We start from the raw sequence: 17,183 nt of genomic DNA, 5'->3' as shown, positions 1-17,183 counted from the left end.
GCAGCCTCAATGAGGCGATCTGAGAGCGAGTCTCGGCCAGCCATCTGACGAAATAATGAGGTGGGTCCTGTGGCAACACAATTCAAGTTATGTGGCGCAATAAATAGAAGCCAGGTACAAGCTGTTTGGCTATTTTGACTCTACAATCTCAAGAGTCCCATATCCCCCGGATTGGTTGCCACTGAGTGAAGATAAAAAAGCCCCGCTGCCTGCCGGGGCTCAAGCAGATAGATTAAGCTCAGGATTGCAGCAGCGCCAGCAGGCCGGCTTCATCCAACACCTTGACCCCAAGCTCATTGGCCTTGGTCAATTTAGAGCCAGCGGCCTCGCCGGCCACCACGCAGTCTGTCTTCTTGGAGACACTGCCGGACACTTTGGCGCCAAGCGCCTCAAGCTGCGCCTTGGCGTCAGTGCGGCTCATCTGGCTCAAAGTGCCGGTCAATACCCAGGTCTGGCCCTTGAGCGGTTGCTTGTCTTCAGACGGCGCTTCTATGGCCGGCCAAGTCACCCCGGCAGCCAGCAGTTTATCAATAACTTCAAGGTTGTGGGGCTGAGCAAAGAAGTGCGCCACATGCTGAGCCACTATGGCACCAACATCTTCCACTTCGATAAGCTGCTCGACACTCGCCTGCTTGAGGGCATCCAGCTCTTTGAAGTGCCGTGCCAGGTTGGCGGCGGTGGATTCACCCACCTCACGGATCCCCAAGGCGTAAAGAAACTTGGCCAGGGTTGTTTGCTTGGCCGCCTCTATGGCCTGCACCAGATTGGTGGCCGACTTAAGCCCCATCCGCTCCAGCATGGTCAGGGCCGAAGCCGTAAGTGAGAACAGATCCGCCGGGCTCTGTACCAGCTCCTTATCGATCAGCTGCTCGACTATCTTGTCGCCCATGCCGTCTATATCCAACGCCTTGCGGGAAGCAAAGTGTTTGATGGCTTCCTTACGCTGCGCTTCGCAGAACAAGCCACCGGTGCAGCGGGCCACGGCTTCCCCCTCAAGACGTTCCACCTGAGAGCCACAAACCGGGCATTGCTCCGGGAAACGGATCTCTGTGGCATCCTCAGGTCTTTTTTCCGGCACCACGGCAACCACTTGCGGGATAACATCACCGGCGCGGCGAATGATCACGGTATCGCCAACTTTGACCCCAAGGCGGGCGATTTCGTCGGCGTTGTGCAAAGTGGCGTTGGAAACTGTCACCCCACCGACAAACACAGGCTTAAGCCTGGCAACCGGTGTCACGGCGCCGGTGCGGCCTACCTGAAAATCGACCCCTTCGAGCAGAGTCATCTCTTCCTGGGCCGGAAACTTATAGGCGATGGCCCAGCGCGGTGCACGGGAGACAAATCCCAGTGTCTGCTGCGCTTCTATGCTGTTGACCTTGAATACCACACCATCGATTTCATAGGCCAAAGCACTGCGGCGCGCCATAATATCCCGGTAGTAGTCATCCACTTCGCTGAGGTCTTTAGCAAGGCGGATTTCACTGCTGATCGGCAATCCCCAGGTTTTAAGCTGCTGCAGTTGCCCAAGATGGGTGTCCGCCAGCGGGAAGGATTCCGGCTCAACCACGCCCAATGCATAAGCGTAAAACGCCAGTGCCCGAGAGGCGGTTATCCTGGAATCCAGCTGCCGCAAACTGCCGGCGGCGGCATTACGCGGATTGACAAACAGCTTGTCTCCCTTGACCCGGTTGCGCTCGTTGAGTGCCTCGAAGGCCGCCTTGGGCATGAATACTTCACCACGCACTTCCAACAGCGGCGGATAGTCATCGCCCCTGAGTTTCAGCGGCACCGCCCGAATGGTGCGAACGTTTTCAGTAATATCTTCGCCGACCGCACCATCACCACGGGTGGCGGCACGCTCCAGCACGCCATCGCGATAGAGGATACTGACAGCCAGCCCATCGAGCTTGGGCTCGCAGCAATAGCTGAACTCGCCTACTCTGTCAGTCACCCGCTTATGGAAGGCGGCAAAATCTTCTTCGCTGAAGGCGTTGTCCAGACTAAGCATAGGTTTGAGGTGAGTTACCTGTTCAAACTTGGCCAACGCCAGCCCACCGACTCTGAGGCTTGGCGAGTCGCTACGTTGCAACTCAGGGTGCTCGGTCTCCAGCGCCTTGAGCCGCTGCATCAGGCGGTCATATTCGGCATCGGGAATGCTGGGGTTGTCATCCACATAGTAGCGAATGTTGTGCTCATTAATGGCGCTTATCAGCTGATCAATTTCGTTTTCAATGGCTTGCATAAAAATTCCGCACAAAACAAAGGCCGCAGAGGCGGCCTTGGATAGAGAGACTCACACTGGCTCCCTGATGAATATCAGCCCTGAGCCCGAATACGGCCCAGGTAGGCTTGTTTGGTATCCTGATGCCATGGCTGACGCTGGCCGTCCAGCAGTTCGGCACCGAGGTCATCCGCCAATTGATGGGCGGAGTTGAGCATGATGGAAAAGTTCATCAGCGGCTCGCCATGACAAGGCAAGGTCATAAACAGGACTACCCCCTGAGTGCTGAACTGCTCCATATTGTCCGGGTCAAACACCCCGGGCTTAACCATGTTGGCCAGGGAAAACAGCACCCGCCCCGTACCGGCGTTGTCTTCATGGCGATGGAAAATATTCATATCACCGAACTTGAAGTTCAGTGCCAACAGGCAAGGCAGCAGCTCAGCACCGCTGAGACTCTCGCCCTCTTTGGCAACCACATGCAGAACCAAAACATCTGTGGGATCGGGCAACTCATCGTGGCGCGACTCTTCCTTGGCCTGCTCGCGGGTCTGTTGCTCAGTGGCAAGTTGTGGCTCTGGCTGGCTGTTTTCCTGATATTCGGCTTCAACTGTGGAATGGGCATTGTCTGTCTGTGCATCGGCACCCAGCCCCAACTCCATCTGCATTTCGGCGGTATCTTGGTCATCATCGAGATGCAACACAGGCTCCTGCCGTTGCGACTTGCTGTTCACTCTGGGCTCGGGTTTGGCCCCTGAGAGGGAAAACGCCTGTTCACTTTCGCTCTCATCTGCTTGAGGCGACTGAAAGCCAGGTTTACGCAACTTGCTGCTCTTGAGCTTGGGTGGCTTTTCATCCGGTGAGACTTTACGCACCCTCACCTCTCCAATTCCATCGGCATCGAAACCTTCACTGTCACGCCGGGCCTGGTCCTTGTAGAAACCTGTCAGCGGATTTTCTTTCAGCGACTTGGGCTGTTGTTTGCGGATAGACCAGAAACCGTGAACCAGCACGGCAATAATGGCAATCGCGCCCAACACAGACAATACCAGTTGCAAATCTTCCATTGGTTACCTGTTTTCCTATGGTTATCCGGCGTCGGCCATAGCCACCGCTTCTTCAATATCGACTGCGACTATGCGAGAGACACCCGGCTCATGCATAGTGACACCTATCAGTTGATCAGCCATCTCCATAGTGAGTTTATTGTGGCTGATATAGATAAACTGTACGCTGTCCGACATCTCCTGCAAAAGACGGCAGAATCTGTCGACGTTGGCGTCATCCAAAGGTGCATCGACCTCATCCAGCATACAAAAAGGCGCCGGGTTGAGCCTGAAAATCGCAAACACCAATGATAAAGCCGTCAGCGCCTTTTCTCCACCCGAAAGTAGATGAATCGTGCTGTTCTTTTTGCCCGGTGGCCGGGCCATGATGGTCACTCCGGTATCGAGTAAATCATCATCTGTCAGCGCCAGATAGGCACTGCCGCCACCAAATACCTTGGGAAACAACTCTCCCAGTCCGGCATTGACCTGCTCAAAAGTCGCCTTGAAGCGACTGCGGGTCTCTCTGTCTATCTTGCGGATCGCCTCTTCGAGACTGGCCAGCGCCTTGTTGAGATCTTCATCCTGGGCATCGAGATAAGCCTTACGCTCTTTTTGCTGCTCATACTCTTCAATGGCCGCCAGGTTAATGGCGCCGAGGCGACTTATCTTGCGCCGAACCGATTCCAGTTGGTCCTGCCAGGGCGCGATTTTTGCTTCATCAGGCAGGTTTGCCGCCACTTCATGCAGCTTGATCTGCTGCTCACTGAGCTGCGCCAATTGGCTGTCGGCCTGACCTTTTAAGCCCTCGCGACGTAACTTTAACGTGCTGATTGTCTGAGTCAAGTGCTCCAGTTGTCCAAGCTGTTGTTTTTGCTTTAAAGCTGTACTATCCAACTGCTGTTGCTGCTCGGCAAGTTTGGCCCGGGTATGCTCAAGCTCCGTCTGCATCCTGTGTTGCTGCGTAAGCAATCCTTCCAGGCGTTGCTCAAGCGGTTGCAGCTCGGCACTATCTGCACCCTGCTGCGGTTTATCCAGCAACTCACTGCGTTTGTGCTCGGCCTGCTGCAATTGCTCGGTCAACTGTTTGCGCCGCTGCACGGCCAACGCCAAGGCGGTTTTCTGCTCCGCCAGAGTTCCGTTCAAGGTTTTTAACTGGCGCTCAAGTTCACTCAGGCTGACTTTAAGGCTGTTTTTTTGCTGATTGGTCTCGTTGTGACGCTCACTCAGCAATCGCTCCTGCCGCTGACGCTCATAAAGAGTATCATCGGCAGCAAACTGACTCTCAATCAGCGTCTCCAGCTCAAACTGCTCCTGCTCGAGGCGCTCTTTCAGCTCGGTAATTTCCGCTTCTATCTGTTGCTTTTGTCTAAGTTCGCGTGCCGCCTGCTCGGTGGCCGCCTCACAAGCCATCACTGCGCGGGTCAATGCCAGTTGCTGTTGCTGTAGCGCCTCGGACTTGAGCTGCTGAGCCTGCCTTAATTCGTTGAACCTATCCTGGGCCGCTGTAGTTTGCTGCTGCGCCTGCCGGCTCTCGCTCGCAAGCTTATCGAGCTCAGCCTGAATGGCGCCCTGCTCGGCGGTCAACTTCACCAGTGACTGACCATCCTCGGCAAGCGTCAGCTTTACATCTTGCGCAAAAAGGTCGCCATCACGGCAGAGGATCAGCTCCCCCTCTGCCAGCCCCTGCTCGAGCAAGCTGGATGCCTGCTGCGCCGACTCGGCCCAGCGCACCCTGTTAAGCCAGGGGCTTAAGTTGACGCCGGCGCTGACCGGCCCCCAACTTTGGCGACGAGTCTGAGCAAAACCTTTGCCATCAAATGGTTTGCAGTCAGGATAGACAGCGGCGCGCATCAAGGGGCCAAGCCAGGCCTCAACCACCTGCTCCCAACCGGCCTCAACCTGAATGTCCTGCCAAAGCGGAATCAAGGCAGTTTGTGTCTCTTGCGTTGCTTGAGCGGCACCTTCGAGCCACTGACTTATCAGCTCCAGGCGCCCAGTTAGCCCCGAGCGGCGCTGCACCAACTGTTGCTCCGCTTGTCTTGCCAGCTCCAACGCCTCCTGGGCCTTAATCAACTCTGCGCCATGCCGTTCGACATCGGCTTTAGCTGCCGCCAATTGTGACTTACATAAGCTGACCTGCTGCTGAAGCTCAGCCGGGTTTGCCCCGTTATCGGTCTCAGGTTGCTGCAATCTTGCACTGAGCTTCTCAAGCTGCTCGCTGCGCTGTGCATGTTGCTGCTTAAGATGCTGCTCCCGGGTGGCGGCGAGTTCCTGCTGATGCTTGATATCTCTGACCGCAGTCACCGCTTGTTGCAACTCACCGGCAAGACTTTCACTTTGCCAGAGCGCCGCTTCATACTGTTGGCTCAGTTCAAACTGCTGTTCTTCCAGCACCTGCTGGCGCGGCAAATGTTGCTGCAAACTGTCATCCAGGGTTTGCTCCTGCTGCTTGGCCTGAGCCAGCTGTTCATTCAATGTGGCGATTTGCTGTTGCAGCGCACCCAATTCAGATGCCTGCTGTTTATCCCGCTCTTTGAGATACTTGAGTTGCTGCTCGATACGGGCGATTTCAGTGTTGTTATGATAAAAATCGGCAACCTGGCGCTGCTCCTTTTCACTGAGTTCATCCAGAGCCAGCTTTTGCTGAGTCAAACTCAACTCCAACTCTTGTTTCAGCGCCTGCTGCTGGGCCAGCTCGGTCTCCAGTCTTTCTATCTCGCTGTTTTGCGCCTCGGCCTGCTCATTGAGCTCCAGGAAACGCATCACCAAGAGTTCGGCATGCAAACGCCGCTCGCTTTGCTTGTATTCCCGATAGCGTTTGGCGGCCTGAGCCTGAATCGTCAACTTATCCAGTTGCTTACCCAGCTCGGAGCGAATATCCCCCAGGCGCTCAAGGTTTTCACGGGTATGGCGAATACGGTTTTCCGTGTCCTTGCGCCGCTCTTTATAACGGGAGATGCCCGCGGCCTCTTCGATAAAGACCCTGAGTTCCTGGGGTTTACATTCTATCAAGCGGGAGATGGTGCCCTGGCCTATGATGGCGTAGCTGCGCGGCCCAAGGCCGGTGCCCATAAAGATATCCGTAATATCCTTGCGGCGGCATTTTTGACCGTTGAGAAAATAAAGGGCTTCGCCATCGCGGGAGACCTGGCGCTTGACGGAAATTTCACCGTAGTTGGCATACTGGCCGCCGATACGTCCAAGGGCGTTGTCGAATACCAGCTCAACGCCGGCGACAGAAACAGGCTTACGGGCACTGGAGCCGTTAAAGATAACATCGGCCATGGAGTCACCGCGCAGGTGTTTGGCCGAGCTTTCACCCAGCACCCAGCGCACGGCATCAATCACATTGGATTTACCGCAGCCATTGGGGCCGATAATGGCCGTCAGCGGATTGAGAAAAGGGATTTTGGTAGCATCGACAAATGACTTGAAGCCAGCGAGTTTTATCTGTTTGAGTCTCATATTTGCCGTTGGATGTCAGTGCCGATTGTTTTTGTTTTACGGGCCAATCCTGAAGGAAATTCAATAGCCTGATTGAAACGCCGCCGTCCTGGCCCAAGAAGCTGTATAAGCGCTGTCACTTTAGCAAAGCGGGCCGCATTTTGTAACGCTTTTTATTCCCTTGGCTGCGTTTTTCCCTTGTTTTCGTGGCCTTGGTTGCTCAAAATCGGCCTAAGTATTCTTTTATTGAGAGTAAGTGGTACATGTCCGCATCTTCAAGACCCGCCAAGAGCGGCGTCAACTATTTTCTCCAAGGCTTTAGCCTGATCAAGCAACCGGGCTTGCGCAGCTTTGTGTTTATTCCGCTGATGATCAACCTGCTGTTGTTTGCCGGCGTCATCTATTTTGCCATAGGCCAACTGGGAAATGTGTTTGCCTGGCTCGAAGGCCAACTGCCGGACTATCTCAGTTGGCTTAATGTGATCCTCTGGCCACTGGCGATTATCACCTTGCTGGTGCTGCTGTCGTTTATCTTCAGTTCCGTGATGAACTGGCTGGCAGCGCCATTTAACGGCCTGTTGGCCGAAAAGGTAGAGCAACTGCTGACCGGCAAGCCGCTCAATACCGGCGGCACCTTGGATTTAATCAAGGATCTGCCGCGGATCCTCGGCCGCGAATGGCAAAAGCTGGTGTATTACCTGCCGCGGGCCATATTGATCTTACTGCTGTTTTTTATCCCTGTGATTGGCCAAACCGTTTTCCCTGTGGTCTGGTTTATTTTCAGTGCCTGGATGATGAGTATCCAATACTGTGACTATCCTTTCGATAACCACAAGGTGGCGTTCAAAGAGATGAAGTTTGCCCTGAAAAATACCAAGGGCAGCAGTATGAGCTTCGGCGCCGCCGTCACCCTGTTTTCCATGATCCCTATAGTCAACTTTATCGTGATGCCGGTTGCCATTTGCGGTGCCACTTCAATGTGGGTCGACAAGTATCGCGAAGCTTATCGCAACCCGGCCATAGCGCCAGATTAAGCGCCGTAGGTCGATTGAGACACAAAAATGCCTGCTGTTGCAGGCATTTTTTATGCTTCATGGTAGAGGAAAGCCAGGTCTTAACAAGCTCGCAGAATTAAACTGCCGATGGAGTAACCTGCGCCGAAGGAGCTCAACAGGCCCAAGTCCCCCGGTTTGAAGTCCTGGTGATATTTATGGAAAGCGATTACAGAACCGGCCGATGCCGTATTGGCGTATTGATCCAGCACCACAGGCGCCTTCAAAGGCTCAGGCGTTTCACCCAGGAGCTTTTTCACCACAAACTGATTCATATTGATATTGGCCTGATGCAGCCACAGACGCTTAAACTGTTCCGGCGTGATACCAGCTTCTTCGAGCTGTACATCCAAATGCTTGTATATCATGGGCAGCAGCTCTTTAAAGACCTTGCGTCCCTGTTGATGAAACAGCTTATCGGCCTCGCCGGACGTGGCCGGATCACAACGGTTAAGGAAACCAAAGTTGCTGCGGATATTGTTTGAGTAATGGGTAAAACAGCGGCTCGACAGAATTTCAAAGGCTTGCTGGGCGCGGCAAGTCGCAGCCGGCTCCAATACCAAAGCCGTAGCCACATCACCGAAAATAAAGTGGCTGTCGCGGTCACGATAATTGACCTGAGCCGAACATATCTCAGGATTGATGACCAACACACGCCTGGCACTACCACTGCGAATGGCATTGGCCGCTGTCACCAGAGCAAAAGTCGCCGAGGAACAGGCGACCTGCATATCAAAGCCATAACCCCGGGTACCAAGAGCCTGCTGAATTTCAATCGCCATCGCCGGATAGGCCCGCTGGGTGTAGGCACAGGCAACTATCACCAAGTCAATGTCATCCGCCTTGAGGCCGGCGTTATCAAGCGCTTGCTTGGCCGCATGCACGCCCATTTCAGCCTGCAGTGACAGGTTGTCGCTGGCACGCTCAGGGATCAACGGCATCATGACTTCAGGATCCAAGATCCCCTCTTTGACCATCACAAATCTGTGTTTGATGCCTGAAGCCTTCTCGATAAACTCACTCGATGAGTAATTCAGCGCCGCCACATGGCCAAGATCTATCTGGGCGCGGTTCTCGGTATTGAATAGGTCAACATACTGATTGAAGCTGTCCACCAATTCTTGATTGGTTATTCCTTCCGGTGGGGTAAACAGCCCGGTACCGGAAATGACAATCGCATCCTTCATAAACTACCTTCTTATTGTTTTGTGACCTGTTCTGCCTGCAGCATCGTCTCTGTTGGACTCACGCGTGGCTTACTCAGATCAATGACAACTGTTGCTGAGATCTTATCCTGGATGGCTTGCCTGTTGGCATCCCAAAAAATCTGCAAGAAACCCAGCAGTCCAGTGGCAAAGCCTGCGCCGTATCCCCCGTAACGGCCAAAGGCGTCCCATAGGGAAAGCTTACCACCTCCGAGGGCGATCACCCGCACCCGCATGATTTTTTTGCCCAAAGTCTGACCATCGAACCAGGCAGTGAACAAGGTAAAATAGAATGCCGCCCAGCCAAATCCAAGCCCGAGGTCATTGAGCATCCCCTTGGCCCAAGCGAGCAAGCTGTATTGTGCCTCTTCCTGCTGTTCGTCCTCTTCTGCTTCCGGTCTTGAATCATCCTCGGTAGGTGCTGGCTTGGCTTGTGCATCGTTCTTTGCATTGGCTGGTAAGTTGGTTTGTGCATTGAGTGTCGCTACAGACTCAGTTTTTATTGAAGCCAACTGCGGCATCAAGTCTGCATTTATCGCCGCAATATCGGCTGAAGCAAGCGGCAACTCATCCAATGCACCTTGCAGCATGGCCTCGAGCTGGGTGCGTGACATCTCAGTCTCAGCCGCAGCATGAACCAGCAAACCCGCTTCATGTTGAGCGCAGGCCTTGTTCTCACACAGACTCAAACGCAGTAGTTGCGGCGTCAAGGTCAGCAGTGTCTGCCCCTGAATCTCATTATCGCGACTCTGTTGCAGGCCGTTGACCTTAATCATCTGTGGTACCGCAGACCAAAGCAAAACCGCCGCCATAAACAGATACAAAAGCCCCTTGGCCCAAGTGGAGATCCTGTTGGCATGATTGTGTATATAGTAAGCCAGCAAGCACATCAAAAGCACAAACAAGGGGCCGGCCTGTTCTGCCAGTATAGCCACCAATAAACCATCTATCATGATAGCCAGCGCCCGTTTCCAAGGTTTTGCCAAGGGGGTGTAGAGCAGCTCCGGCGCCACGCTGAATGCGGCCGGCGTCACTATGCTGCGGGGATCTTTACCCGGATACCGTTTACGACCGCCCTGTTCCCCGGTGCTATTCGGATTTGACTCCTGGGCATTACCCTTGTAATCCAAGGCTATTCTCCTATTTGAAATAGAATGTTGTTTTTTGGTTAACATCAATTCGGCGTTGAGATTAACATAAAGCGAAACTGGCTTACTCCGAAGTTACGAATAACAGAGATTCATGTAATAACTAAAAAGAATAAAGAAGAACAAAGATTCACTTCTCTTTGATCTCATGAGGATTATGCTTTAGGGATGCAATCAAAGGAGGCCAGCAAGCCATGAGCAAAATTTTCGAAGACAATTCCTATACCATTGGTAACACCCCACTGGTTCGTCTTAACCGCGTCAGCAACGGCAAGGTGCTGGCCAAGGTAGAAGCCCGTAACCCAAGCTTCAGTGTCAAATGCCGTATTGGTGCCAATATGATTTGGGACGCCGAGAAAAAAGGCCTGTTGACCAAAGACATAGAGCTGATTGAACCCACCTCAGGAAATACGGGTATTGCGCTGGCCTATGTTGCCGCGGCCAGAGGTTACAAATTGACTTTAACCATGCCCAACACCATGAGTCTCGAGCGCCGTAAGCTGCTCAAGGCTCTGGGCGCCAACCTGGTACTGACTGATGGTGCCAAGGGCATGAAAGGGGCCATCGAAAAGGCCGAGGAAATCCGCCAATCGGCGCCGGATAAATATCTGCTGCTGCAGCAGTTTGACAACCCGGCCAACCCTGAAATCCACGAAAAAACCACAGGTCCAGAGATCTGGAACGATACCGATGGTCAAATCGATGTATTTGTTGCCGGTGTCGGTACCGGCGGCACCATCACAGGTGTGAGCCGCTATATCAAAAACACCCAAGGCAAGGCAATCACAGCTGTGGCCGTTGAACCAACCGACTCGCCGGTGATCAGCCAAACTCTGGCGGGCCAACCCGTGCAGCCGGGTCCGCACAAGATCCAGGGCATAGGCGCTGGCTTTATTCCGGGTAACCTGGATCTGGAACTGATTGACAAGGTAGAACTGGTCACCAATGACGAAGCGATAGAGATGGCTCACAGGCTGATGAAAGAGGAAGGCATTTTAGTGGGTATCTCCTCCGGTGCTGCCGTCGTTGCCGCCAACCGCATCGCCGCCCTACCGGAATTTGCAGACAAAAACATAGTGGTGATCCTGCCATCGGCTGCCGAGCGTTATCTGTCCTCAGCCCTGTTTGTCGGCCAATTCGGCGATCAGGAAAACGTGCAGTAAGTAAAATCGCAACTTGAAAGCCCTGTCTAATGATGGGGCTTTTTTATGCCAGTCTCTCGTCCTGAACTCTATCGCTCAAAATATCCCGTTTGATCCCGAAATCAAAAGCGGCATTAACCACATATTTGCCCTCTTGATCAAAGTTTCATTCAGCTGGCCTGTACTTGCCTTGTGCTTTGCGCCATAAAGACTCTTTTTGAACCTTTTCCACGGCTAAGACAATGCCCTTTTTTAGTGAACCCGCCAAACTCAGTGCCTTCGAGGCCAAATTTGAAGCACAAAAAATCGCCTTCGCTCCGGTCAGTTTTCAGGTGACCCGCTGCCTGCTGCAGTTCGACATCCTCAAGCATATAGATGCCGCAGGCGATGAAGGTACCAGCCTTGAGATACTCAAAGAAAAAACCGGGCTGACAGAATATGCTCTGGGCGTTTTACTCGATATGGCGCTCTCCATGGGACTAGTTTGGCACAAGGGAGACAATTACATTCTCGACAAGACAGGCTGGTTTCTGCTGCATGACGATATGGCCGCCACCAATCTCAATTTTATCCACGACATTTGCTACCAAGGCCTGTTTCATCTGCAACAGGCGCTGGAACAAGGCGCTCCCGAGGGACTGAAAGTTTTCGGCGATTGGCCCACTATTTACCCGGCTCTGAGCCAGTTACCGACAGAAGCCAAACACAGCTGGTTCGCCTTTGACCACTATTATTCAGATCATGCCTTTGACAGCCTGATGCCGCGCATATTTGCCAATGGGCCGACTCATTTGGTGGATATCGGCGGCAATACCGGCAAGTGGGCCTTGAAGTGTGCCGAATACAACACACAGTGCCGGGTAACCATAATGGATCTCGCTCCCCAGCTTGAACTGGCCGCAGAGGCCGCAAAAGCTGCAGGTTTAAGCGAGCGGATATCCGGTCTGGCGTGCGATCTGCTTGCTCCTGACGGCCCCTTTGTTAGCGACGGCGATCTCTATTGGATGAGCCAATTCCTCGACTGTTTCAGCGAGGCACAAATCCTGGCCATCCTGCAGGCTTGTGCCAAAGCCATGCCGGCGACAGCCGAGCTCTGCATTCTGGAAACCTTCTGGGACAGACAACCCAATGCCGCCTCCGCCTATTGTGTCAATGCCACCTCGCTCTACTTCACCGCCATGGCCAACGGCAACAGTCGTATGTATCACTCCAAGGTACTGCTGAAACTACTGCAACAAGCGGGTTTTTATGTCGATGAAGATATCGATGACATAGGACTTGGACATACTCTGCTGCGCTGCAAGCTTAAATAAATTTGAATCAATGAATAATTTAATTTCAATTTTATTAACCAAAGACCGATTTTAGACTAGGACCATCAAATTAGAATCTAGAGGTCACAGTATGAAACTCGTTGCCACTACCACTGAAGAACTCAGCACTCGCGAGTCCAAGTTTAGTAAAGCCGCTTTCAAGCGACTGCCAAGCCCATTGGCCGGATTGGCGCTGGCTATCGCTAGCCTGGGCTGGGCCTGGGAAAACGTGTCAGCAGAATTTCCCGGTCTGGCATTGGGCGCGGTGGTTGCCGGCATATTACTGTCTCTGCTGACAGTCAAATTCATTCTGCATCCTGAATTACTGAATGAAGAACTGCGCCACCCTGTGGTCGGCAGTGTGCTGCCCACCTTTGCCATGGCACTGATGGTGATCTCCAAAGCCGTAGGGATCCATCTTCCTTTGTGTGGTTTCCTGATCTGGCTGGCAGCTATCGCCATTCACTGCTGTTTACTGGCTGCCTTTGTGCTGCATAGAGCAATGGACTTCAACCTGGAGCATATGGTGCCAAGTTGGTTTGTGCCCCCTATCGGCATGGTGGTGGCAGCTGTGACCTTTCCCGGCGCCGAAGCCGGCGAGGTAGGCGCTCAAATCGCTCACATCATTCTGATGTTCGGCCTGGTGAGTTACTTGGTGATGCTGCCTGTGATGCTCTATCGCTTGATTTTCTGTAATCCGGTCGCGGATGCAGCCAAACCTACCATAGCGATTCTGGCAGCACCGGCCAGCTTGTCTTTGGCCGGCTATCTGACCCTGACTCCTGAGCCTGAGCTTTGGTTGGTCGCCCTGCTGCTGAGTCTGGCCCTGCTGATGACCCTGGTCATCTATCTGGCCTTCCTGCACTTGCTGCGCCTCCCTTTCAGCCCTGGGTTTGCTGCTTACACCTTCCCCATGGTGATAGGCGCCACAGCTCTACTGAAAACAGCCGCCTGGTGCAACAGCCAACCCATGCTGCAATCACTGCACCGGCCACTGGCGCTACTTGGAAATATTGAGCTTGTGATAGCCAGTGCTATCGTCGGCTTCGTTGCTATCAGTTACCTCAGACACTACCGCCCCTGGTCATCTGTATAATGAAACCGAGTTACAACAACGCCAAAAGTGTGACGCTTGTCACGCTTTTGGCAAATTAATAGATCTTCAATGGCCAACAAATATTCACTCAAGTATCTAGACAAATAAAAACATCTCTTAAATAAAAAAGTAAAAAAACAAAAATACCACACCATAAAAACAAAACCACCACAAACAACACACCCTGGAAAAACAAAAACAAAACACAACACGACATTATCAAGCAATTAAAAAAATAAACACCGTACGTTATATCTTTGTTACCAAAAGAGCTTTATTTGTTATTAATTCAAACAATTTATATCTGTTTCATCTATGTTGCACTTTTTATTTCTGCAAGGTTATATTCTTGATACATCCGTAAACATCTATTAATTAATTCGGGTGTAAAAATAAAAAATCATACATAAGTATCAGGGAGATATAATGCAAGTTAATTCTAAATTAGCCAAAGCGGTGCGCTTTGCGTTAATTGGTGGTGTTGCAACTGCAGCCTATTCCGCACCAGCATTGTCGGCAGAACAAGAACAACAAACGGCAAATTCAGCCGTTGAGCGAATCTCTATCACAGGCTCACGTATCATTCGTGAAGGTGCCGTGGCGCCAACGCCAGTGACTGTAATCTCAGGTGAAGAACTCCTGTCTACCGGTGTGACCAACATAGGTGAAGCCCTCAACCAGTTGCCTGCGCTGGGTAACACTTATTCCCTTGCCAACTCCGGGCGTTACATTGGTACTGCCGGTGCCAACCTGTTGGATCTGCGTACCATGGGTACCGACAGAACCTTGGTGCTGGTAAACGGCAAACGTCATGTTGCCAGCTCAGCGGGAAGCTCTTCGGTTGACGTCAACACGATTCCAAGTGCCTGGGTCGAAAAAGTAGAAGTCATTACCGGCGGAGCATCTGCCATTTATGGTGCCGATGCGGTCACTGGTGTGGTTAACTTTATTCTGAAAAAAGATATTGTCGGCTTGGATATCTCGGCTATTAAAGGTCGGGCTGATGACAGTAACTTTGGTAAAGACAGAATTTCGCTTTCTTACGGCAAAGATATTAATGATGGTCGCGGTAATATCGCCTTCGCTGCGGAATACAGCGCTCAGGATAGACTCAGAGCTTTCGATCGTGATCAAACCAGAACCTCATTTACCAGTCTGAAAAATACCGATAGACCCAAGGATGCTAACGGTAATTACATTGACTCCAACAATCCGTCTGACCCGGACAAGTATTTCCTGCCAAACGGTGGACATTACAGGATCAGCAACGCCGGTACCTTCTTTTTGGATGGTTGGAAAACCTTCAATCCAGACGGAACCATAGGTGATGTTTACATAGGCCCAAAAGTCGACGGTAACTACTGTGTCGACTGCGACTTTACCAACTTGAGACAGTTTGAAGATCTGCAGCCCGAGTTCAAACGCTATAACCTCAACTTGAAAAGCAATTATCAGTTGAATGACGATATGAACCTCTACTTTGAGGCAAAATATGTCAACAGCCAGGCCAGTAATTATAGCCAACCGGCCTTCTTCTTTGGCAATAAGCTTAACTCAGTGAAGATTGACAACCCTTATCTGGATCCCAACCTGGTTGCTCTGATGAAGAACAACAAGAATGCGGACGGTACTCCTCAACCACTGGATTCAATCGTCATCAACCGTTTCATGGCTGACCTGGGCCAACGTATAGAAGATGACACCCGTGAAACCCAGCGCTATGTATTGGGCCTTGAAGGCGTCTTGGCCGACGATTGGGACTATGATCTGTACGCCATCTATGGTCAGACAGATCTGGAGCGGGTAAACAAAAACAACCTGATCTATGCCAACTACCAAAATGCCCTCGATGCCGTTATGCTCGACGGTAACATAGTCTGTCGCAGCGAAACCGCCCGCGCTGAAGGTTGTGTACCGGTCAACATTTTTGGTGCCGGTAATCCAAGCCAGGAAGCCATTGACTATATCAATACCACTTCTGTTGGCAATGCAGTAATTAAGCAAACTGTTTTGGGTGGCACCATCACCAATTCCGGGCTATTTGAATTACCGGCGGGCTATGTAGGCTTGTCTACCGGGGTTGAGTACCGCAAAGAAGAAAGTGAGACTAAAGAGCCTGAGAATGCCGGAGGTACATTCTTCAATGCCTTGGGCGAAGACAAAGGTGATTTCGATGTTAAGGAAGTATTTGCGGAAGTATCAATCCCGCTGTTGGCCGACTTACCGCTGATCCGCCAGCTGGATATGGATCTGGCAGTCCGGTTCGCCGATTACAGCACCATAGGCAATGCGACCACCTGGAAAGCCGGTCTAAGCTGGGAAATCAACGATGAGCTGAGAATGCGCAGTACCTATGCCGAAGCCATCAGAGCTCCAAATATCAGCGAACTGTTTGGTGCACCGAGTCAAACATACTTTAGTGTTAAAGACAGCTGCCGTATCGATAACCTCAATACATTGGCTGATTCAGCCACCCGCCGTAAGAACTGTGCTGCAATGGGTGTACCTGCCGATTTCAATGATGAGTACGATGCCAAAAGGATAGAAGGTAAGAGCAGTGGTAACCGGGAACTGAAGCCAGAAGAGTCCACCAGCTACACTGTTGGGCTTATCTACCAGCCTGAGTTTATCGAAGGTCTATCTTTGACACTCGATTACTGGAACATCAAGATCGACGATGCCATCAGCTCCATCGGAGCACAGACCATAGTTGACCGATGCCTGGATTCGGCCAGTGGTATAAATAATCAGTACTGTGACTTGATCACCCGCGATCCTTCAACCCACCAAATAACCTTGATCCAAAGCCATGCGCTGAACGTGGCATCACTGGAAGCAGCCGGGGTGGATCTGGATCTGGCCTATAAGGCTGATATTCTCGGCGGTGATTTCAGTGCTAACCTGATCGCGACCCACCTGATAAAACGTCGTAACTTCTCCTTCCAAGATGATCCCAGTGATTATGAAGAGTTGGCGGGTACTTTGGGATATGCCGATTGGCAGGCTAACTTGACTCTGAATTACAAGTATGAAAACTGGCTCAGCTACTGGCGTACCCGTTTCGTCAATGATGTCAGCTTGTACACAGATAAGGATCTGGCCCTTAATGCCAACCCAAGTTCCAACATGCAGTACGACGATTACTTCATCAGTGATGTTGCTTTGGGTTATCAATTTGATTCCGGCATAACCCTCAAGTTTGGTATCGATAACTTATTCGATAAGGACTTGCCTTATGGTTCAACCGGAACCAGTGCAGGATCTGCTGCATACGATAACATCGGCCGCTTCTACTACACTAGTTTGAACTATTCCTTCTAAACTGGATTAAACAGAACTTAATCCTGTAAATAAGCGGCGCATTCGCGCCGCTTATTATTTGCTCATCTTAACTCCCTATCAATTGTTGCAATATTGTTTTCTTTGTGTGTTTTATTTTAATAACCTTTGTATCAATAATATTTAAAAATACTTGGTTACATCTTTATTACAACAAAAAGATAGTCAATA

10 protein-coding genes are annotated in these 17,183 nt (G+C 51.7%); 5 read left to right on the top strand and 5 right to left on the bottom strand.

What is annotated here, in order from left to right:
- Positions 1 to 238: 238 nt before the first annotated feature.
- From ligA to AYI96_RS00350, 3 genes are all read right to left on the bottom strand, one after another.
- Positions 239 to 2,245, bottom strand: coding sequence for an NAD-dependent DNA ligase LigA (ligA, locus tag AYI96_RS00360; protein WP_144360758.1), 2,007 nt, complete (start codon positions 2,243 to 2,245; stop codon positions 239 to 241).
- 74 nt (positions 2,246 to 2,319) lie between these two features.
- On the bottom strand, positions 2,320 to 3,291 hold the full coding sequence (zipA, locus tag AYI96_RS00355; RefSeq protein WP_144360757.1) for a cell division protein ZipA: 972 nt from the start codon (positions 3,289 to 3,291) through the stop codon (positions 2,320 to 2,322).
- A gap of 21 nt (positions 3,292 to 3,312) precedes the next feature.
- Positions 3,313 to 6,738, bottom strand: coding sequence for a chromosome segregation protein SMC (locus tag AYI96_RS00350; RefSeq protein ID WP_071475940.1), 3,426 nt, complete (start codon positions 6,736 to 6,738; stop codon positions 3,313 to 3,315).
- A gap of 242 nt (positions 6,739 to 6,980) precedes the next feature.
- Between AYI96_RS00350 and cysZ the strand changes: the two genes are divergently transcribed.
- Positions 6,981 to 7,751, top strand: a complete 771-nt coding sequence (gene cysZ, locus AYI96_RS00345; protein ID WP_071475941.1) for a sulfate transporter CysZ — start codon at positions 6,981 to 6,983, stop codon at positions 7,749 to 7,751.
- An 80-nt stretch (positions 7,752 to 7,831) separates the two neighbouring features.
- On the opposite strand, the gene AYI96_RS00340 is transcribed toward cysZ, so the two are convergent.
- Entirely contained in the window at positions 7,832 to 8,956 is a 1,125-nt protein-coding gene (locus AYI96_RS00340) for a beta-ketoacyl-ACP synthase III (RefSeq protein ID WP_039032812.1), read from the bottom strand.
- A gap of 11 nt (positions 8,957 to 8,967) precedes the next feature.
- Positions 8,968 to 10,104, bottom strand: a complete 1,137-nt coding sequence (locus AYI96_RS00335; RefSeq protein WP_260852919.1) for an RDD family protein — start codon at positions 10,102 to 10,104, stop codon at positions 8,968 to 8,970.
- A gap of 212 nt (positions 10,105 to 10,316) precedes the next feature.
- Here AYI96_RS00335 and cysK point away from each other — a divergent pair, with 212 nt between their 5' ends.
- The 4 genes from cysK to AYI96_RS00315 all read left to right on the top strand — a co-directional run bounded on the left by cysK (position 10,317) and on the right by AYI96_RS00315 (position 16,994).
- Positions 10,317 to 11,285: a cysteine synthase A gene (cysK, locus tag AYI96_RS00330; protein ID WP_039032811.1), complete on the top strand. Its 969-nt coding sequence runs from the start codon at positions 10,317 to 10,319 to the stop codon at positions 11,283 to 11,285.
- Positions 11,286 to 11,506: 221 nt separating this feature from the next.
- Positions 11,507 to 12,577 (top strand): methyltransferase, encoded by a 1,071-nt coding sequence (locus AYI96_RS00325; RefSeq protein ID WP_039032810.1) that lies wholly within the window; start codon positions 11,507 to 11,509, stop codon positions 12,575 to 12,577.
- Between the two features lie 91 nt (positions 12,578 to 12,668).
- Positions 12,669 to 13,673 carry a TDT family transporter gene (locus AYI96_RS00320; protein ID WP_039032809.1) on the top strand — a complete coding sequence of 335 codons (1,005 nt, stop codon included), beginning with the start codon at positions 12,669 to 12,671 and terminating at the stop codon, positions 13,671 to 13,673.
- Between the two features lie 426 nt (positions 13,674 to 14,099).
- The gene (locus AYI96_RS00315) at positions 14,100 to 16,994 is read left to right on the top strand and encodes a TonB-dependent receptor domain-containing protein (protein WP_039032808.1); all 2,895 of its coding nucleotides are present in this window, start codon (positions 14,100 to 14,102) and stop codon (positions 16,992 to 16,994) included.
- The last annotated feature ends 189 nt before the right edge of the window (positions 16,995 to 17,183 follow it).

It is taken from the genome of Shewanella sp. MSW, from assembly GCF_007636515.1.
Lineage (GTDB): Bacteria > Pseudomonadota > Gammaproteobacteria > Enterobacterales > Shewanellaceae > Shewanella > Shewanella indica.
Note: the sequence above shows the minus strand (reverse complement) of the source record. Positions and strands in the feature narration are given on the sequence as shown.